The organism is Paenibacillus sp. MCAF9 (assembly GCF_052114265.1).
GTDB lineage: Bacteria > Bacillota > Bacilli > Paenibacillales > Paenibacillaceae > Pristimantibacillus.
This window is the reverse complement of sequence record NZ_JBFREL010000027.1, coordinates 61,823-82,181: the sequence shown is the minus strand read 5'-3', so window position 1 is coordinate 82,181 and position 20,359 is coordinate 61,823. Positions and strand designations below refer to the sequence as shown.

Here is a 20,359-nt window from a genome sequence, read left to right as displayed (position 1 = left end):
GTCCATCCGTTTGTTTGCTGTTCCTATTTATCAGTCTTGCATCAAAAAAATAAACGGCACAGGGCTTTTCCCATGCCGTTTCAGATTCACTTTCTATTTACGATCTTGTCTCGGAGATTAACTTAATGACATTGGCCGTATGGCAGGCTCAGGCTGTCGAGAAAGTCTCGATAGCTCTTTTTATGTTGATTTCATTTCATTCGACACAGACCTCGTTAAGTTAGTGACTGAAAGAAGGGTATAGAATTGCTTTGTTTCATGGAAAATTATCCACTTTTTCATTGGCTTTCCTTAGCTGCAGACCCAATCCTATTTACATCAATTAAATCACTTTGCGCAATTCTTTTGGCTATTGAACGCATCAAAGGACCCCTAAAATTTATAGGAACCTCATCAACTAGAAAAATTAACATTTGATGGGTTTTCTGCCGATAGAATAGGAGGGTATTATATAATAATTTGGAGGAATGTATCATGGATAAAAGTCCTAAATCATTTGTAGCTGCATTACTATTTTGTTTTTTCTTGGGAGGGTTTTCCATCCACCGGTTTTATGTCGGGAAAATAGGTACGGCTATTTTGCAAATTATTACTTTAGGTGGATTGGGAATTTGGTTGCTGATTGACCTAATTATGATTATTGTAGGAAAGTTTACGGATAGTGAAGGCAGAAGAATCTCGGCATAAATGAATTACATAACAAAACTAGAGGGCTCCACCAGTTAAGGTAGAGCTTTTTTTTACTCAGTCGTTTGAGTGAAATAGAATATAAGAGGTATACATTCCTCGCGCCTACGCCACCATTAACACCATCCGCATGAGGATGGTGTTCTTTTACATGCATAAATAAAACAACGCAGCTGTATTTTGTTAATTTTAATACGAGCTTCGCAATACATAACTGCAAATTCTTTATTCCTATTCATTTTACTCAAATGCGATGCGGCCATAATATATGAATTGGATTTGAAATTATCGTAAAATAGTGGTTAGTTATACCATAGAAGTAGATTGGGAATAAAGAGGACGCGATTATAATAGGGGTAAAGACAGGAGATGATCGGTTGAACGCTTCTTATTGGTTAACGAATGTAAGATTAGAACAGGGTTATGATATGGAAGATGGACAGGTCTCTGGTACGAAAACGAAAATTTGTCATATACGAATTGAGAACGGTACTATTGCTGAAATTATAGGGACAGAACGAAATATTCAAAGTGATATTGTTAAATATGATTGTAAAGAGTTATTAATGCTGCCTTCGTTCGAAGAGGCTCATATTCATTTGGATAAAACATATTTCAATGGACCGTGGAAAGCGGTAAAGCCTGTATCGAGCATCTTCGAGAGAATTGAGGAAGAGAAAGTATTATTGCCTAAGCTCCTTCCAACGGCAAGACAACAAGCCGAAAGCATTTTATCTCTTATACAGAGATATGGGGCTACTCATGTTCGTACCCATTGTAATATCGAGCCTACCAGTGGATTGCAACGGTTAGAGGCGACTAAGCAGGCGCTGGATACATTCTCAGGTAAAATTTCATCGGAAATTGTCGCTTTCCCCCAGCATGGGCTTCTGCTATCGGATTCTGTTCAACTCGTAAAGCAATCTTTGGCAGAGGGAGCAACTCATGTTGGCGGATTAGATCCATTCTCAGTGGATGGAAATATAGAGAAGTCACTGCAGACCATCGTAGAACTAGCGGTTTTTAATAATGCCGGTATCGATATTCACTTACATGATAGAAACGAAGCGGGCAAGCAAACTCTGACGCGTTTAGCTGATTTGACCGAAGAGGCTGGTTTGCAAGGAAAAGTAACGGTTAGTCATGCATTCTGGTTTGCAGGTGCGCAGCCACAAGAGGCGGAGGAAGTTGCTAAACGGATGGGATCGCTTGGCATGTCCGTTGCTTCGACAGTTCCGATTGGCAAGATGACGATGCCGCTCCCGATGTTAACTAAAAATGGAGTAGCGGTAAAATTGGCAACGGATAGCCTTACAGATCACTGGTCTCCCTTCGGGAATGGAGATCCATTAGAAAAAGCAGGGCGATTCGCAGAATTGTATGGATATAACGATGAATTATCACTATCGCAAGCCATCAGCTTCATTACTGGGGGGATAACGCCGCTTGATTCAAAAGGTCAGCAGGTGTGGCCTAAGATCGGAGACGACGCGAGCTTTGTACTGTTGCACGCAAGCTGCACGGCGGAAGCGATAGCGCGAAGAGCGGTGCGTCAAGCGGTATGGTACCATGGGCGACTTGTGAGTGGATCGTTGTAGGCATATTGTAGAGATTTATGACGGCGAATTGTGGTTTTGTATAACCAAGGTTCACCTCCCCATGTAAACCCACAATCGCAACAGGTTGTGGGTTTTTGCTTTTTCTCAGATCGCTATGTGTCTGTACAACACAGTACTCTACCTACCAGGAAGGATAAACCTGTAAAACAGCGAATAATGATTCATACTTGTTGTGAGGTGATGGAGGTGGACGGTAATCGCTCTATGAAGTCTACAAGTAGGAAAATAAGCTTCGTGTCTATGCTGCGCAATCGGTTTGTTTTCACCTCTCTACGCAAACGAATCATGGTGTTTCTGACCGTTGGATTTGTAGGATATGCCATCTTAATGGCGTCTGTTTCCTATAATGCGATCTACACGATGCAGCGCGATAAAATCAAGACCTCTATGGCTTTTGATCTATACCAGCAAACGACAAAGTTGAATCAGATGTACAGTAACTTGCTGCAGGTTACACAGCAGATGACGCCGGAAGGTACGGTGGGCAACCTGATGGAGACGTATATCTCCACCGCGGACACGTATAGTCAGCGTCTTCTCTCACGCGATATTGCCTACAATATTGGATTAATTACTTTTTCGAATCCGGCTATGGAGCTGGTGATGTATTATAATCCCGCAAGCGGAAATGCTTCTTATTCAAATTTGCCGCTGCGTGGTGACTTTACGCTGCAATCTTTGCCGAGTGTCGCCGGTACTGGTGAGCTTAAATACCAGTCCCCGCATAAATCCCTATGCCGATTCAGTGATGATTTGGTTATGTCGGTGACAAGGGAGGTTGAATTTTCAGATGGAACAAAATTAGTTGTTTATGTTGAAGCAAAGTCGGATATCTCCACCGTTATGAATTCGCTTACAGAAAGCTTGAGTATGCCCTATATGCTTGTTTTCACTGATACGGCTGGCTTGGTGACTTATAGCAGCAACTCAACTGCTTTTAGTTCTGGCCAGCGTCTCAGTCTAAGCGGTCAATCGGGTGTGACGGGCGGTTATGTATGGAACCGAATGACAGGTGATTACGGCTACGGCATCACGCTGCTGCTTCCTGTCTCCTTTTACAATCACGAGCTCTATACGTGGAAAAATCACATGTACTGGATTCTCGCCATTGCTCTTCTAATGATGTTTATGCTCACACTATTATTGCGGAGGATCATTAACAAGCCATTTCGACTAATTGAGAAGGAAATGAGGACGTTTGGCAAGGGATATATGGGTACCAGCCAATATCATACGGGGATCGATGAATTCGATCGGCTACTCGATCAATTCAATATTATGAAGCGACAAATTCAGCAGCTGATTATGGACGTGGAGCAAAAGGAAAAGCGCCGTCATCAGCTGGAGATAGAGAAGCTAGCCTACCAAATCAACCCGCATTTTCTGATGAATACGCTCAATTCGGTACGGTGGTTGGCGGTTATGCATAAGCAGGCGGAGATTGAAAAGTTTGTTTCCTCGTTAATTTTTTTGCTGAACTATAATTTGGGTAAATCAGAGGATACGGCAACCTTCAGGTCGGAGATAGAGGTCATGCGAACCTATTTGGAACTGCAGCAGATGAGGCATGATTTTGAGGTGAATCTGAATATTGCGGAAGGGGTTTATCTCGATAGTCCTGTCGCGAGGTTCATTCTGCAGCCCATTGTGGAAAATGCCGTCTGTCATGGCCTTGACGATAACGGCAAGCTGGAGATCAACATATCGGCTGATGAAAAGGCACAGATGGTGTGCATCGTAATCCGTGATGATGGCAAAGGGCTCAGTCATGAGACGCTTGCTTTGCTGCAGCGTGACACGCCGGATCAGCAGCAGACGGGTTGGGGAATTGGACTTCGTTATGTCAGGTCTATGTTGGAATCATCTTATGGCTATAAAGCTCGTATGAGTATAGAAAGCACTCCAAATCAAGGCACAACGGTTACTTTAACCCTTCCTTTTCTCCATCATAGAAAGGAGAGAGCGATTTGATTCGTGTATTAATTGTTGACGATGACAAGCTAGCACGCAAAGGTTTGATTTCAATTATGCCTTGGTCTAATCATGATATGGTTGTTGTAGGAGAAGCGGCGAACGGCGCAAAGGCGCTGGAGTTTATGGAAAGTTATGAGGTGGACCTCATATTCGTAGATCTCTCGATGCCTGTCATGTCAGGTATGGAGCTGCTTCAAGTTACACGGCAAAGATTTCCGGATTTGCGTTCCGTTATTTTATCTTTTCACGAAGAGTTTGAGATTGTGCAAACGGCTTATCGCATGGGTGTGCTCGATTATATTTCCAAGGTACGCCTGGAATCAGAGGATGATGAGCAAATATTGAAACGAATTCAGCAGAAGATGACAGGAGAAATGATACCTCTTTCTGCTAAGACTCCTGCGCAACCAGCGCCTACGCATGGCCCTGAGCAAAACCTGGAGGAAGAAGAGTGGTGCAGGCTGGAGCAGGAGTGGCGCTCACACTACTGGCTCTATAATGAATCGGTTTTTCAGCGGTTATGTAAACAGACTATAGAAGCTAAGGTTTCTTTTCGCCGTCTGGAAGGGTTATTTATGCGTGTGCTATCACAGATTGAGCCCGTAATTCTACTCGCTGCAGAGCTCCGGTCTGATGCCGACGATGTCCGGTCTGCGGTTGAATGGATGCGCGATTACAGGAAACGTGTTTATGCGCAGGTTGCTTCATCCTCCGATTTTACCAATACGACAACCAGCATCCTAAAGGCTGTGTTATTCATTTGCGAGAAGGCTTCAAATACGCTGCATGCCGAGGACGTCGCTGATCATGTGCACATGAGCCGAAGTTATTTTAGCCAATGCTTTAAGAAGCTGACGGGTTCAACGTTTAATGAATACTTAAGACAAGAGCGAATAAGAGCGGCAGAGCGTCTGCTGTGCGAAACCAATCAGTCGATCGCCTGGGTTGCTCATGCCGTAGGCTATAACGACTCCAAATATTTCTCCCAGCTGTTCCATGAACAGACCCGTCTTTTACCCTCCGAATTTCGGGCCCAGTTCCACAAGGGGGAGGAATGACTACAACGGATCGAACAAATATCTACCTTGGCCTTGTATCTGGCGCAAAACACGGCACATCTGTCTGACTTTTTTTCCTAACTTCCCATGTACAATGAGAAGGCAAGAAACTAAGCAGTTGCTTACGAAGTAAGAATTGCTTGGCCATTCTTTTGAGGAGGGATTAGATGAAAAAGAATATGGCATTGATGCTTTCCGTCGTATTACTTGGTCTAAGTTTGACGGCGTGTTCTTCTTCCAACAATTCATCGAATAATTTGAAAGCGTCTTCAAATCCAGACTCAAACACTGAAAGCCCAGCACTATCGGGAGATGATCTGGCCTTCTCCAAATTTCCGAACCCTGTTGATGTTCACATTGGCATGGTGGTGGATCCGACAGACAAAACGCTGCCGGAAGGCGACAGTGTAAGCAACAACCAGTACACGCGCTACCTTAAGGAAAAGTACAACATCAATGTGATTGTAGATTGGACTGCGGCCACTGGCAACGATTTTAAGCAGAAGGTGAGCTTGACGATCGCATCGGGCAAGCTGCCAGACGGTATGGTCGTTGACGACCGCTCCTTCATGACCAAAGCGGCGAGCTCGGGTCTGCTCTATGATATCACCGACATCTTCCAGCAATATCAGTCTTCACAGGTGAAGGATATCATGGCAAGCACCGAAGGCCGTGCATTGGAAAATGCCAGCTACAAGGGCAAGATGGTTTCACTACCAAACATTACGGTGGATACCGACGGCGTTCATGTCTTATGGATTCGCAAGGACTGGCTTGATAAGCTGCAGCTGCCGGTGCCGAAGACGGTGTCCGATGTCGAAAAAACGGCGAAAGCGTTTGTTGATAGCAAGCTTGGCGGGGACAAAATGATCGGTATTGCCGGTCCTTCCAAAAATACGTTCCCTTATTCTACCTTCCTCGTCTCCTCTAACAATATGGGGGGATTCGATCCGATTTTTGGCGCGATGGATGCATATCCGGGCTACTGGCTTGACAATGGCGACGGATCGGTAACCTACGGAACGACGACGGACAATACGAAAAAAACGTTGGCTTTGCTGGCTGACTGGTACAAAAAAGGGCTTATTGATCCTGAAGTAGGTACCCGTGACAATGTAGGGGATCCGATTAATGCCAATCAGGCGGGGATTTTCTTCGGCCCATGGTGGAATGGCGGCTATGGCAACGGGGACTCCTTCAAAAACGATCCGACGGCTAACTGGCAGGCCTATCCGGTCTATTCTGACGATAACAAATGGAATGTGCATATGAAAACGACGGGCAGCACCTACACTGTTATTAGCAAAAATGCCAAACCGGATGTCGTCAAAGCCATTATGATCATGAATAATGCGCTTGTACGTGATGAAGCGACCTTTGATTTGTCAGTTAATGTGGCTTGGTATCCGCTTCGCAACGTTATGGCCGCGGCCAATGAGACGGAATATGAGTATGCAGAGCTTCTGAAAGTACTGAAAGGCGAGACCAATCCAGAGGATTATAATAAGCCGAACAGCTTGTACAAGCTGATGTATGCGGATGCGAAAAAGGTAAAAGACGTCATTAAGCCTCCGTTCGACGATCTAAATGTCAGCAACTTCAGTACAGCTAACTTCGGAGACTTCCAGCGCTTGTACTCCATCATGATTGGTGATCGTCCGTTCACAACAATTCCAATCGATAAAAAGGTCTTTAGCGTAACCTATAACCAAACCTCAACGATGGAAACGAAATGGGCTAACCTGAAGAAGATGGAGGATGAGACCGTTATGAAAATCATCCTTGGCCAAGCGTCCATCGACTCTTTCGATAAATTCGTGAAGGACTGGAAGTCTCAAGGCGGAGATGAGATCACAGCGGAAGTCGCCGAGCTCTTGAAGAAGTAACCGAGCATACTCTTGCAGAAGGCGCTGGCGTTTTTAAGTGCCTTTTGCAAGCTTTGTTATCCTGATAGGGAGACGGGAGGCTAGCCTTAGTGAGAAAATTAGGCCATCAGAAACACTATTATTTGATGCTGTTGCCGGGTATGGTCTGGCTTGTGATGTTCAGTATTGTGCCTATGTTTGGAATTCTGATGGCCTTTCAGGATTTCAATCCGGGAGCGGGGCTGCTTAAATCCGAGTGGGTGGGGCTCGAAAACTTCAAGTATATGTTTCAGCTTAATGACAGCAAGACGGTTATTGTTAATACCTTTATCATCGCAATCGGCAAAATCGTGCTTAATCTGCTCATTCCGCTCATCTTTGCCATATTGCTGAACGAGCTTCGCAGCATGCGCTACAAAAAGCTGGTGCAGACTGTCGTTTACCTGCCGCACTTTCTATCGTGGGTTATTATGTCAACGATTGTAATTGGAATTTTTGGCTATTATGGCGTTGTTAATACGGTTTTTGGAATGTTCGGCTTCGATCCTAAACTATTTATGGCGGATGCGGGGATATTCCGGCAGCTCATCATCGGTACGGATGTGTGGAAGGAATTTGGCTTTAACGCAATTATATATCTTGCGGCGTTAACAGGCATTAATCTCAATCTATATGAGGCGGCCGCCATTGACGGTGCCAATCGCTGGCAGTTGATTAGGCACGTCACGCTGCCTGCACTGTCAACCACGGTTGTCTTGCTGGGCGTCTTAAGTCTAGGCAACGTGCTAAACGCCGGATTCGATCAAGTGTATAACCTTTATAACCCGCTTGTGTATTCAACTGGAGATATTTTGGATACATGGGTGTACCGACTGGGCTTGCAAAATCTTCAATTCTCGCTCGCGACGGCGGCAGGTTTGTTCAAGTCGGTCATTAGCTTTGTGCTGATATTCATATCCTATCGTCTGGCGTATCGCTATGCCGATTACACGGTATTCTGAGGGAGGGCGCTGCATTGGTCAGAAATACAACGTTAGGCTCACGGACGTTCGAAATTGCCAATATCGTCGTCCTCGGCCTTTTGCTTATTAGCTGTATTTACCCGCTTTGGTACACCTTCTGTGTATCGATTTCCGAAAAATCCGCTGCTAATGCAGGCTTGGTTACGCTTTATCCCATTGGCTTCTCCTTGACGCCGTATAAGGAAATTATTAATGACGCCCTCTTCTTTAACGCGTTCTGGATTTCCATTCAGCGCACCGTGCTCGGTACAGGTTTTGCCTTGCTGATGACGGTGTTAATGGCTTACCCACTCGCAAGGCCCAAGAGGGATTTTAAAATGCGCAATACCTTCATGTGGATTCTTGTCTTTTGCATGCTGTTTAACGGAGGACTGATTCCATGGTATCTCACTATTCAAAACTATCATTTGATCGATTCGATTTGGGCGTTAGTACTTGGCGGAGGAGTGCCGGTATTCGACGTGATCCTGATTATGAACTTCTTCCGCAATTTGCCGAAGGAGCTGAATGAGGCGGCGGTAGTCGACGGTGCTGGTCCTTGGTCAGTGCTGTTTCGGGTATATATTCCATGCTCCTTTCCTGTACTTGCTGCAGTAGCGTTGTTCCTTAGCGTTTATCATTGGAATGAGTTCTTCAACGGGTTAGTGCTAATGAATACTGCGGCTAAATATCCGCTTCAAACCTATATCCAGCAGCTGGTCGTAAACATTCCGGTTGGCACCAATCTGACCCCTGAACAATATAAGAAGCTGTCCGAGCTGTCTAATCGAACGCTGAATGCGGCTAAGGTTTTTATAGCTATGGTACCAATGCTGATCGTATATCCTTTCCTGCAAAAGTACTTTGTTTCAGGTATTATGCTAGGCGCGGTGAAAGAGTAAGGCTGTGCCTATGAGGAGGACGTGCCACTGGTCATTCCACTCATCAAACCGTTTGAGCATCACACTTCGGCGAATTATGGCTTTGCACAGCCATGGTTCGCCACCAATACCATGAAAAAATCCGACCTCGTGAGGTCGGGTTATTTGATTTTTCTGTTCATGCTAGTAGGGCAAATCTGTTTTTATAAGCTCTGCTTGCGAAGCTTGAGCATCTGAAACCCGACGACCAAAAGCCACCCAAGGTAGGATACGATTAAGAATCGTCCAAATAAACCTGCAAGCACGTCAGGAGTGAACTGTCCATCTTGCGGAATTTGAATTATAAATAGCGCCATTAACACAAGCATAATTCCGCTGGTGATTAACAGTCGTCCGCGAATGGGCCTCCAAGCTTCATTGCGTACCAATGCAAAGCTGATTAAGAGAGCGGCGACAGGCGAATAGTCGAGCGTGGCGCCAATGGCATGCATTTTACCGCTGAACGTTGCAGCATCTGGGCTCACCGCTATAGGATCGGTCACAAAAATACCTGCTATTAAAATACCTGAGACACTTAGTCCAAGAATAACGAGCCCGATATATCCTAAGACGCTACGAATTTGTGAGAAGATTGAAACACCGGCACTTACGAGACTTACAGCGAGCAATATAAATGCAAAATGCATCATCCAGCCGAAGTTACCTAAAGCGTACTCGCTAATAAAACGCCAAGTCGGATCGAATTCAGGCTCTAAGAGGTGTAGGCAACCCAGGATCAAGATGAAGAGTGATCCAGAGACGATAGACAATCGTGCGGCATTAGATGATATCGCGGATATAGGATTTGCAATCAATAGTGGTTTAACTGATTTCGTATTCTCTAATGGCAATAATCTCGTCATTTTTCTCTTCTCGGACGATGTCATAATTGACAATCGTCTTCACTAGAATGCTCGGAGCAATCACGACTGCCGAATGATCCTGTCCGGGCAGTGTTTGGGATTCAACAAAAGGCAGCAGTTCGGTAAGTGCTTTGGCTGACTCGTGAAAGAGCGGTTCGCTGTTCTCGCCTGTCATAATTAACGTGGGAACTTTTATGTTCCATCGGTCGGTTGGAAGCGGTTTGCCGGATTGCGTGTCACCCATAATCATGCCATCGTAGGCGATTGTATGAGACATGCTTTCCATCGCTTGCCAAGAAGGATCTGCTTTCATGTAGCCAATATATTCTTCCGGAATACCGAGAGCCTCCGACATGAAGTATTCGACCGCTTCGCTGCGTCTGCCTGCAAGGTTTAGCGTGTTCAAATATTGAACATATTCTGTAGGCAAGGGTTTACGGCTGTCATTAATAATGAATGGTGGTTCGTAAAGATACAGCTTCGAAACCCGGTCTCCTAATCGACTCGCTGCTTCAAGGGCTAACACAGCGCCGGATGAGCTTCCAAACAGGCAAGCACTGCCGCCGGACTTATGGATTAGAGCCTCAATATCCTCGATTTCACGTTGGACGGAATAAGGTGCGACATCAGAGCTTTGACCGCGGCCACGGCGATCATAGTTGTAAACGGTGTAATGAGTTGCGAGCAGCTGGGCAAGCTGGGCTGCATCGCTATGGTCGGCCACGGCCGATGATATTAGGATAAAGGCAGGTCCATTTCCTAGCTTTTCATATGCAATCTTTGTTCCATCCTTTGAAGTAACTGTATCCATAAGTCCTCCCGTCGACGTTTCTAAGTATTCTTCAAGTCGGTCAAATGCATCATTGAAGCCTTCAATCATACCCATTGCTTCGGCATTTTCCAATTCCTCAGCACTTGCGAATCGTGTAACGATACTAAGCTTTGTGCCATTTGTTGTTTCCTCGAATTGAACAGTCGTTAGCATCTCGCTGTTCTCTACAACATTCCAGTCTTTGTCGGTAAACGAGTCGGTGTATACTAGTGTAAAGGGTTCAAAAACCTCTTGATAAACAGCTTTGCAGAAAGCCTCTTCCCCGCTAATGTCATCTGATTTGAGGCTATAACGCCAAATACCGCCGGGTCTTACGTCCATTTCATAGACGGTGGTTGTCCATAATTTAGGGCCCCACCAACGCGCAATATGTTCCGGGTTTGTCCAACCTTCCCAAGCAAGCTTGGGGGGCAATGCTAATATCCGTTCGATGGTAAGCTCACGAAGTTCCCGTTTTTTATGGATTTTTGTTTTTGATCGCATCTTCATTCATCCTTTTAGGTCATTTTCTAGTGCGTCAAATCGATTATTCCAAAAGGCTTGGTGATTTCGAACATTGCTGCGATAACGCTTGAGATAAAAGGCTAGCATTAATCCTCCTTTTTATTGTAGTCGAGCATATAATCCTCAAAATGATCGAGACGCTCTTCCCAAAGGATACTAAATGAATCAAACCACATATCCAGATCCTGAAAGGGCTTTGCTTCTAGGCTATATATTCGCTGTTGTGCTTTGTTGCGGGAGCGCACCAACCCAGCCTCGCTCAAAATACGTAGATGGCGAGACACCTGCGGCTGACCGATATTGAGCGCTTGGACGATCTCGCTCACCGATCGCGGCGCTTTTTTTAACAGCTCAACAATGTTGAAGCGGTTCGGCTCGGCGAGTGTAAGTAAAGTTAATTGCATAGTTGTTGTGTTCATGCACTTAATATACACCTAAGTGTATATACGTGTCAACGTATATAGTAAATATAAAAGCTCATGCATTGGTTGGTAAGTCGTAATACATGTCGAATAATTCAATCCACCGTTACACTATTGGAGATTTATATTGGAGGAGATAGCATCTTAACTGGAAGGATATTGAAGTCGCCAAAGCGAATTATTTAACGGTGCATGTTTTGAATCAGGGCTTAAAAACAAGGTATATACTCGTGGCTGGTGATATGAGTTTGCACCGCCTATCCCATCTGCGATTTTAAAATAGGAGGTCGTTTGAACTAACGGATAGGTTAGCGGAGCAAATCGTAGTGCATTATTTTGTGGTAATTGTTTAAAGTGAGGTGTCTAAACAATGGAACTGGTAAATAAAATTGAAGTCGTAACGATGAAGAGTGAGTATTGTAAAGTTGAACATCACACTATTGTCATTGATGGTACTCCTCTGGATTTATTGCTTCATAATTACTATCCTTCAAATAACCTTCTAGGCATGATCCCAACAATTATTGAATGGGTCTACGACTTGAAAGAGAAAGAATGTATTAAGGGAAGGTTTAATTCGGTAAGCAAAGAGGTTGTTTTGCCAGTACTAATGTGCCCAGATGATTGCGATTTGACGTGTACAGTAATTGTTGCAAATGTAATTAAAGCGGATGGGTACATTATCTGGAAGAAACTTGGTATTGATAGGAGTACAAGGGAAGATATGCTTCTGGGATGCGAAGGAATTGGTTCAAAAGTTAATTGGCTTGATGAGATCCCTATTATGACTTTTGAGGAAGCGCAATATAGCTCTCATCTCAGAAAAATTTACGATTAAGCTAACAGGCAGAATAATCTAACTATCTGACGAAAATATAGAAAAAGAGATCGTTTCTAAAGGGGATTAGTATGTGCAAACAGAAGAAATGACGGTCAAGAAACTAGTATTAGTCGTAGTTGTCCTTAATATAATCGTGGGCATGCTGAGTGGATGTGGCGATAGACCCAATCCTCCTGAGAATATACAGAAGGCAGGAAAGCAAGTGGATATTTACGTTGATGGGAATAAAATTCTTATTACTAACAAACCTTTTATAGAGGGACGAAGATTGTATCTTCCTCTTGATTCGGTACTTACTGCCATGGGTTGGACTTATAATCACGAAGAAGATGGATCTTTAGCTATCTCTTACAAAACATTAAATGGAAGTGGCACGACCTATATGCATGATGAGTGGGAAGATACGCTTCGACTAATTGATGGGCATATTTATATTCACTCCAAACGATTAAGTGGTTTAACAGATTCAGAGATCGTTTTTAATGCTGAGACAGGTAAAGTCATGATTACGACTTCTCCAAACCCAGGAGAGGTCACAAATGAAGACAGGGAGGAATTGCTCGCATGGCAAGCGAAGCAAGAAACGGTCACAGAGAATACAATGAGTGCAGAAGAAAGTGAGCAGATCAATTACGGAAAATATTCTGATCTGGATATATTCAGCGACCTGTACTCCTTAGATAAGGAACTTGAAGAAGAAGGACTATCGTTATGGGACGAGCTCGGCTTTTACGGCGGTTATTACCAGAGTGAGTATGGGAATACTCCTTGGGATATTATTTCGTTTGGGTGGACGGGTGGAGATGGCGAACACTACGGCTTCTTAACGGAATTTGGATCTGTCCCGGATTTAAATAATGCCCCTATCGTAAGAGTTTCTCCAATGGGTGGGGATGAAGCTGGAGAAGTCATTGCCAACAATATTAGGGAGTTTTTGAGCGTAATTGCTATTGACAGTACTTTTATATATATGTCGTTTGAAAGTGATGAGGCCTACCAAAACTACTTACAAGAGGAAGAGGAAGCGCAATATGAATGGGCACCAACCGAGGAAGATCAAGCGAATCGCCGTAAGGTCATGTCCAGACTGGTAGATGCGCTAAACCTACCTAAAATCGATCATCCATATACATACCTTGATCGAGTGAAAGCAGCGAGGGAGAAACAAATTGTTGTCGCTACTCCTGATGGACTAGGGGTAACTAATATACATCCTGGGGATAAAGGTCGGCAACACGAAACACTTCTGGTGGATGATGATTTGGAAGCTGAAGAATTGCAGGGTTATTTAAAGCGGGCTACCTATGCTGGCAAACTAGCATTGATACGTACATTTAACGCAAAGGGCTTTCATAGCGAGGAAGTCGAAAAAGTAATGGTAGAAGAAATGACCAGACTGGGACTAACCGATGAGATTGCCAGAATGAACGCATCAGCTTGGTAGATGTTAAAGATACAATGTTAAGAGAAAGAACTTGGCCTTTAAATGATTTTTTTATTACGAGGGTGGATAACGCTAGTTGAATAGAACATATTAATGAGCAGGCGCTGCGGAACCTGCTCTTATTTTATATGAAGCTTACTAGCAGGCTAATTAAAAGAACTGAAATAAGTTACTACGAAATGGGTTGATTCTGATATACCAATTTGTTATGAGAGGTAAACAGGGTTGTTTCATACAAATCTCTTTAGACGAAGTATTCGGGTTTCCGAATATGACAAGCCCTTTTGGTGGTTATAATGTAAGGGGAATCGCAGAAATTAAGAGTGGAAACTATTACGTAAAGGGTGAGTTATGGTTTACAACTGGTGAGACATATGAGTTCTATAATCAGTTAGTTAAATGTTGGGCGGAGTTAAAGGGAGTGGCAACATTTTGTTCTACTGAAGCAAACCTAGAGCTCAAAGTTAAATTTATTAATAGAAGGCAAATCACAATAGTAGGTTATTTCAAGGAATTTGCACATCAAGATAATGAGATGAAATTTGAAATCGAAAGCGAGCAAAGTTTTTTTGGAGAGACGATCGAAGGACTAGAAGAAATAGTGAATCATCATGGTGGCTTAAAAGGGATACAACATGAATGTTGAACCGAGTGGCAATAGTGATTAAGTATGATGACGTATTGATAAATCAACCGAAACAAAAGCTAAAAATTGTATTCGTTCGTAACATATCACTTGCATTTTCGTCTGAAGGTTATACTGAATAGGGGTGAAAATGTTGAAAAAGTTAGTATTAGGAGTAGCCTTATTAATTTTCGTATGTGTATTTGCTGGTTGCAGTTCCTCGTCAGACGATAAAAAGGGGAATTACATTATTGCAAAGGAAGAGCAAAAAATCTTAGTAGCGAAGGACATCTCTTGGAAAGATGCAGAAAATATGGACTTTGAAACATTTAAAAAGAATGATATTGAGTTAATAAATTATATTGTTGAGGATACTCTGCTCTACAACGAGCTGGGGATAGGTGAATCAGTTAATATAACTCCCAAAACGAATGATAAAGGTGAATATGTTGTAATGCAATCTTATCCTCCACAAATTGTAGCCGGCAAAATAGAAAGGCAGAAGCACTAGGCGGGTTATAGGTCGTTAAGCTTCTGCTATCTGTAGGATAAAATACGGGTAGAGATCCTTTATAATTATTTAGTAAATTGAAAATAGGCAATTTCGTTGGTAATATAGGCAAATAAAGCATGCGATAGGAGTGGATGGTGTCGTGATTATTGTTGTTCTTAATCAGTTGAAAAAATAACTGAATATATGAGGTTTGGCTTAATTTGTGGTGATCGCAGTTATGATCTGCATACCTGCTATTTAGCTGAACTCGTACATTAAGAACAATAGCAATATCATACGCCCTTACTCTAACGCGACTTATGTGCGCGGTAATTGTATACTTATGTCAGGTATGATGAAATTCATTCCTGTGATAGGGATCACTTAGGAGATTAGAGGCTGCAGATGAAGCTATGTTCATCTGTGGTCTTTTTGTCGTTCTCGGATGTCTTGTGGAGAGGTATCAAACGGCAGTAATTCGTGTTTTCATTCTATTATTTTGTAAATTTACAAGGAGGTATGGAGGATGCAATTAAACAATTGGTCTATGGATACCATTACTTATGATTTATCGAAGGAATATTCTATTCGGATGGCGGAGCCAGAAGAATGGGGATTGTATTGTTCTGTATATTATAATATGCAATATAATGGTTTTTTTAGAGAAGAAAGCTATGCAGCATCGCGAAGAAATACATTTTGGATTTATGAGGGAGAGAATAAAATCGGTGGCGTAAGAATGGCGCCCAACGTAATCTACCATTTGTTTTTTATTCCTCCTTTTAATGATGCATTCAAGATATTGAAGCTGCTTAAAAAAATAGTAATGCATTGGTCTGACAGAACGCAGCCAATTAAGACTTTTGAGGTTCTTCCAGATCAAGTTCAATTATTTGCGAGGGCAGGCTTCTGGGCGGATGAATTCAGATGCCGTTGGATGCAGCGTCCTACAGATCATTTCGAAGTGATTTGCGATGATAATCTAATTATTAAAAGTCCCCAAATTGTAGAAAACGAGATGGGAGCMAAGCGATTCATCAATGAAGATGACATTGCTCATTGTGACTATGAAAGCTTTAAAGGCGGATTTGAAGCAGTAAGGAGAAAAAAGTTTTCTTTAGAAGATTTTATTCCAAATGAAGATCCTAATTATTCGAATGACATATTAGTTCAGGCTTCAACACTAATCTATGATAAGAACTCTGGTCAGCTCATTGCCAATTGTCGTCTTTGTCTACAAGATAACATGGCAGCAGTATATAGTATCGGTGTAATACCTGCTCATAGAGGAAGAGGGCTGGCTACACTTATGCTGCAAAGAGCGCTGAGTATGCTGAAAAATAAATATTCAATTCTACGATTGTATGTGATGGAAGGTAATGATGCAGAATCTGTTTATTTTAATCTCGGGTTCGTGCCCGGAGTACAGGAGATACAAAATATGTATATACCTGCGCAACCATAGCGGGGTGACCGTTTGATTGTTTCGATTTTTCTGATTTTTTAAAGTAAATACTTGAAATGTATGGTATGGTATTTTGTGGTGAATGTCATACCATAGGGGCTGTGTAAGAATGATAGGGGATACGACGGAAAAAGAGCGGACGATATTTGATCATGCTGGAAATACAATTAAGACAGAAGATCGAGAGATTCGTATTCTTGCCAAGTATGAGGAGCCATTGGTTGTCGTACTAGGAAATGTGCTTAGCGATGAGGAATGCGATGAGCTAATTAGACATTCTAGGGAACAATTGCAGCGTTCAAAAATAAGTGGAGATCGTGCAGAGAACCAAATTAGAACGAGCAGTGGAGTATTTTGTGAGGAGAATGAGACGATTACAAAAATCGAAAAAAGATTCTCTCAAATTATGAATATTCCCATTGAGCATGGCGACGGCTTGCAAGTTTTGCTATATACCCCTGGCCAAGAGTATCAGCCACATTATGATTTTTTCGCAGAAACAAATCGAGCAAGTGCTAACAATCGAATTAGTACGCTTATAATGTATTTGAATGATGTGGAGGAAGGCGGAGAAACGGCGTTCCCTCTGCTTAATATTTCAGTTTTTCCTAACAAAGGCATGGCTGTTTACTTTGAATATTTTTATAACAATAATGAAATAAATGATTTCACCTTGCATGCAGGTACACCGGTGATTAAAGGTGAAAAGTGGGTAGCGACGATGTGGATGAGAAGACAGGCGCTGCGCATTTCATAAAGAGTGATTAGGAAGCAATGAATATAAGGAATCATACTACTCACAGCAATCAAATCATTGCGCTGAGGCGAATTGTCGTTGTACTTTGGCGCAGTTCGCTTCCACCATGTGAAACCCCGACCATAAGAGGTCGGGGTTTTTGCTTTTTTACTTATTAGGCAGCTGTTTTATTATTTAATTAATAGGTTGATTACATCGTTTACCCCTCGTAAGTCCTCGTAAGTCACTTTAAACAGGTATTACAGCTTCAGCTTTCTAATGCCTCTAGGCAGCAGATCATTGTGGGTTCGGGCAAAAAGAATTTAACTTTTCCCTACTTATAAATCCAATAAAAAAGAGACCCTTAGGCGTCTCTTTTTTCCATTTATAAATTCAAACGGATAAATTAGTAAGATTTAGGAGCTTGTTCGGTTATTCTCTGATAAAATTAAGCATAAGGAGTGTAATATCTACATTTTAGCGATATAGCTGTGTTGATAATGATGCTTCTTAAAAAGTTGAATTGGAGTAAGTTACTGTAATAGCAGGGGGAAGTGTGAACGTTGGATAACGGGAGATTTTTGAAGCTGTTTGGGCTTATTGGCGGTGTTGCGATTCTGAATATTGTTGTGTTGTCACCTGGACTTCTAGGTGTGGAAATAGGAGGTGAAAGTGTACTTGAAACGGCTTCAGGCGTAACGTTATTGGTTGTGAGCCTGCTTGTTATGTTATATGGGAGTTATAGTTTGCTTTTTAAACCGCCAGTTGCGCTGCCTGTAAAAAACATTTCAACGCGTGAGGATTATATCGCAGCGCTTCAACCGTATCGACATGCAAAAGACCTTAAAAATGATATGGCTCTTGCTTTGGATCAGCTGGAACGCATAGATAAGAAGAAGAACGCCTTGACCGAGGTTCTTAGTCAGCGATTTGATCAGACGGAGTTAAGCTATAAGAAGTTCGATTCGGTTATTTATGAGGTTGAGAAGCTGTTCTATCTTAATATTAGAGGTATTCTCAATAAGCTTAGTGTATTCAATGCCTCTGGATACTCCAACTTTGCAGGCCAACAACAACCCGCGGGGCTATCTAACAAGCTAGTACAGGAAAAAACAAATTTATACAAGGAGTACTTATCCTACGTGACGGGTTATCTTCGTGCGAATGAGGAAATTTTGCTTAAGCTAGATAAATTATTATTGGAAATATCGCTGTTGAACAGCACCGATTATAGAGATGTTGAGGAAATGTCATGCATGAAGGAAATCGATATATTAATCAAGCAGACAAAATTATATAAGCATGGAGAGGGAGACGGATATGGCAGGTAAGGGGAAAGCTTTTGTAGTGATAGGAGCTATTGCAGTGTCTGTTTTTTTGCTTGTTTATTTGGGCATAAGCTTAACTTCAAATTTAGGTAAAACAAAGACGCAGATCACGACGGAAGATGCAGAGAAAAAGCTTGATAAATTATATAAAGATGTGTCTGTGAAAACGATAGAGCCAATCAAGGGTCAAATCGATCTCGATCCCGCGTCAATCGGGGATTCCTTACCTGATATCTCGAAGTTTCCGGTTTCAGTAACGAATACAACGGACAGCTTTGTAGAGATTTTCTCTTCCACAGAGAAATCAGGAACGGGTGTTGATGGCTGGTTAAACGAGGTGGCTGAGGAATTCAATAAATCCAATACGACGGTAAATGGAAAGCCGGTTTCGGTCATGATCCGTAATATTGCTTCGGGAACTGCTACCGATTATATCAGATCAGGCAAATATATACCGGATGCTTTTACTCCTTCCAACGAGCTGTGGGGAGAAATGGTGAAAGCGGATGGCATCCAAGCTGAGCTGGTCTCTAAGCGTCTTGTTGGCAATGTTACTGGCATTGTAGCAACGAAGGCGAAATATGATGAGCTGGTCGATAAATACGGTTCTCTGAATTTGAAAACAGTAACCGACGCTATCGCGGATAATGAGCTGACTATGGGGTATACAGATCCATTTGCCAGTTCTACAGGGCTAAACTTTCTGGTGACTGCCCTCGGAACCTTTGACAGCTCCAATCTGCTTGGGGAGAAAGCGGTTCAAGGCTTTGAGAAGTTCCAGGCCAATGTACCGTTTATTGCTTCTACCACGTTGCAAATGCGTGAGGCTGCCAAGACGGGTATGCTTGATGCTTTTGTTCTTGAGTATCAAACCTTTGTGAACGCAACAGATTTCAAAGCGGGTTATGTGTTCACCCCTTTCGGTGTTAGGCATGACAGCCCGCTTTATGCTTTAGGTGATTTGCCAAAGGATAAGCTCGACATTATTCAGAAGTTTGCAGATTTTGTGGAACAAGAGAAATATCAGAAATTAGCGGAGCAAAAGGGTTTTAATGGCCTGAATGACTATAAGTCTGAGCTTGAACCGGTAGATGGCAGTATTTTGTCTGCTGCGCAGAAGCTGTGGAAGGAAAAGAAGAACGGAAGTAAACCGATTGCGGCTGTGTTTGTAGCAGATGTATCAGGGAGTATGGGCGGTGAGCCATTAAACCGATTAAAGGAATCGCTGCTGAAAGGACAAAAGTTTTTGGGACGGGACAACAGTATTGGATTCGTTTCTTACTCCAGTGATGTAGCCATTAATCTTCCTATAGGGAAGTATGACACGAATCAGCAGTCGATGTTCGTTGGGGCCATAGACAGCCTTCAAGCCAGTGGAGGAACAGCTACTTTTGACGGTATTGTGGTGGCGATGAAAATGCTTCAGGATGAGATGGCCTTAAATCCAGATGTGAAGCCGCTGATCTTTGTGCTCAGCGACGGGGAAACAAATGAAGGGCATTCGCTTAAAGATATTAGAGGACTGATTGAGACGTACAAAATCCCGATCTACACGATAGGCTACAATGCGAACATCAAGGCGCTTCAAAGTATTTCGAGCATCAACGAGGCGGCCAGCATTAATGCAGATACAGAGGATGTTGTTTATAAAATCAGCAATTTGCTCAACGTTCAAATGTAAG

Annotated in this window: 19 protein-coding genes; 15 read left to right on the top strand and 4 right to left on the bottom strand. The window is 42.8% G+C overall.

Translation table 11 applies throughout. The annotated features are described in order from the left end of the window. Positions 1 to 278: 278 nt before the first annotated feature. On the bottom strand, positions 279 to 413 hold the full coding sequence (locus AB4Z45_RS26355; protein ID WP_441912542.1) for a DUF3626 domain-containing protein: 135 nt from the start codon (positions 411 to 413) through the stop codon (positions 279 to 281). A gap of 61 nt (positions 414 to 474) precedes the next feature. Between AB4Z45_RS26355 and AB4Z45_RS26350 the strand changes: the two genes are divergently transcribed. The 7 genes from AB4Z45_RS26350 (at position 475) to AB4Z45_RS26320 (ending at position 9,106) form a co-directional block, all read left to right on the top strand. Continuing rightward, complete coding sequence (locus AB4Z45_RS26350) at positions 475 to 687, top strand: TM2 domain-containing protein (RefSeq protein ID WP_339206070.1); 213 nt, start codon at positions 475 to 477, stop codon at positions 685 to 687. 377 nt (positions 688 to 1,064) lie between these two features. Then, positions 1,065 to 2,285, top strand: a complete 1,221-nt coding sequence (locus tag AB4Z45_RS26345) for an amidohydrolase (RefSeq protein ID WP_441912541.1) — start codon at positions 1,065 to 1,067, stop codon at positions 2,283 to 2,285. A gap of 225 nt (positions 2,286 to 2,510) precedes the next feature. Next, a complete protein-coding gene (locus AB4Z45_RS26340) occupies positions 2,511 to 4,277 on the top strand; it encodes a sensor histidine kinase (protein ID WP_441912540.1) in 1,767 nt (588 codons plus the stop codon). Beyond that, positions 4,274 to 5,338: a response regulator transcription factor gene (locus AB4Z45_RS26335; protein WP_441912539.1), complete on the top strand. Its 1,065-nt coding sequence runs from the start codon at positions 4,274 to 4,276 to the stop codon at positions 5,336 to 5,338. The genes AB4Z45_RS26340 and AB4Z45_RS26335 overlap by 4 nt, the downstream gene beginning before the upstream one ends. Before the next feature lie 167 nt (positions 5,339 to 5,505). Continuing rightward, positions 5,506 to 7,224 carry an extracellular solute-binding protein gene (locus tag AB4Z45_RS26330; RefSeq protein ID WP_441912538.1) on the top strand — a complete coding sequence of 573 codons (1,719 nt, stop codon included), beginning with the start codon at positions 5,506 to 5,508 and terminating at the stop codon, positions 7,222 to 7,224. An 89-nt stretch (positions 7,225 to 7,313) separates the two neighbouring features. Then, on the top strand, positions 7,314 to 8,204 hold the full coding sequence (locus AB4Z45_RS26325) for an ABC transporter permease (RefSeq protein ID WP_076270718.1): 891 nt from the start codon (positions 7,314 to 7,316) through the stop codon (positions 8,202 to 8,204). A gap of 14 nt (positions 8,205 to 8,218) precedes the next feature. Next, a complete protein-coding gene (locus AB4Z45_RS26320) occupies positions 8,219 to 9,106 on the top strand; it encodes a carbohydrate ABC transporter permease (protein ID WP_076270717.1) in 888 nt (295 codons plus the stop codon). Positions 9,107 to 9,288: 182 nt separating this feature from the next. Here the strand turns inward: AB4Z45_RS26320 and AB4Z45_RS26315 are convergent, their stop codons facing one another. From AB4Z45_RS26315 to AB4Z45_RS26305, 3 genes are all read right to left on the bottom strand, one after another. Continuing rightward, positions 9,289 to 9,987, bottom strand: coding sequence for a DUF998 domain-containing protein (locus AB4Z45_RS26315; RefSeq protein WP_441912537.1), 699 nt, complete (start codon positions 9,985 to 9,987; stop codon positions 9,289 to 9,291). Continuing rightward, positions 9,947 to 11,302 (bottom strand): alpha/beta fold hydrolase, encoded by a 1,356-nt coding sequence (locus AB4Z45_RS26310; RefSeq protein WP_441912536.1) that lies wholly within the window; start codon positions 11,300 to 11,302, stop codon positions 9,947 to 9,949. Before AB4Z45_RS26310 ends, AB4Z45_RS26315 begins: the two co-directional genes overlap by 41 nt. 107 nt (positions 11,303 to 11,409) lie before the next feature. Then, positions 11,410 to 11,742 carry an ArsR/SmtB family transcription factor gene (locus tag AB4Z45_RS26305; protein WP_441912535.1) on the bottom strand — a complete coding sequence of 111 codons (333 nt, stop codon included), beginning with the start codon at positions 11,740 to 11,742 and terminating at the stop codon, positions 11,410 to 11,412. 373 nt (positions 11,743 to 12,115) lie between these two features. Between AB4Z45_RS26305 and AB4Z45_RS26300 the strand changes: the two genes are divergently transcribed. The 8 genes from AB4Z45_RS26300 (at position 12,116) to AB4Z45_RS26265 (ending at position 20,358) form a co-directional block, all read left to right on the top strand. Further along, positions 12,116 to 12,583 carry a hypothetical protein gene (locus tag AB4Z45_RS26300; protein ID WP_441912534.1) on the top strand — a complete coding sequence of 156 codons (468 nt, stop codon included), beginning with the start codon at positions 12,116 to 12,118 and terminating at the stop codon, positions 12,581 to 12,583. Between the two features lie 73 nt (positions 12,584 to 12,656). Next, complete coding sequence (locus tag AB4Z45_RS26295) at positions 12,657 to 14,030, top strand: hypothetical protein (protein ID WP_441912533.1); 1,374 nt, start codon at positions 12,657 to 12,659, stop codon at positions 14,028 to 14,030. 208 nt (positions 14,031 to 14,238) lie between these two features. Next, a complete protein-coding gene (locus AB4Z45_RS26290) occupies positions 14,239 to 14,676 on the top strand; it encodes a WapI family immunity protein (protein ID WP_441912532.1) in 438 nt (145 codons plus the stop codon). 130 nt (positions 14,677 to 14,806) lie between these two features. Beyond that, entirely contained in the window at positions 14,807 to 15,166 is a 360-nt protein-coding gene (locus AB4Z45_RS26285) for a hypothetical protein (protein WP_441912531.1), read from the top strand. Positions 15,167 to 15,674: 508 nt separating this feature from the next. Further along, positions 15,675 to 16,613 (top strand): GNAT family N-acetyltransferase, encoded by a 939-nt coding sequence (locus AB4Z45_RS26280; protein WP_441912530.1) that lies wholly within the window; start codon positions 15,675 to 15,677, stop codon positions 16,611 to 16,613. A gap of 109 nt (positions 16,614 to 16,722) precedes the next feature. Beyond that, positions 16,723 to 17,370 carry a 2OG-Fe(II) oxygenase gene (locus AB4Z45_RS26275; protein ID WP_339206093.1) on the top strand — a complete coding sequence of 216 codons (648 nt, stop codon included), beginning with the start codon at positions 16,723 to 16,725 and terminating at the stop codon, positions 17,368 to 17,370. Positions 17,371 to 17,912: 542 nt separating this feature from the next. Next, on the top strand, positions 17,913 to 18,680 hold the full coding sequence (locus tag AB4Z45_RS26270) for a hypothetical protein (RefSeq protein WP_441912529.1): 768 nt from the start codon (positions 17,913 to 17,915) through the stop codon (positions 18,678 to 18,680). Continuing rightward, the gene (locus AB4Z45_RS26265; protein WP_441912528.1) at positions 18,670 to 20,358 is read left to right on the top strand and encodes a VWA domain-containing protein; all 1,689 of its coding nucleotides are present in this window, start codon (positions 18,670 to 18,672) and stop codon (positions 20,356 to 20,358) included. Before AB4Z45_RS26270 ends, AB4Z45_RS26265 begins: the two co-directional genes overlap by 11 nt. The last annotated feature ends 1 nt before the right edge of the window (position 20,359 follow it).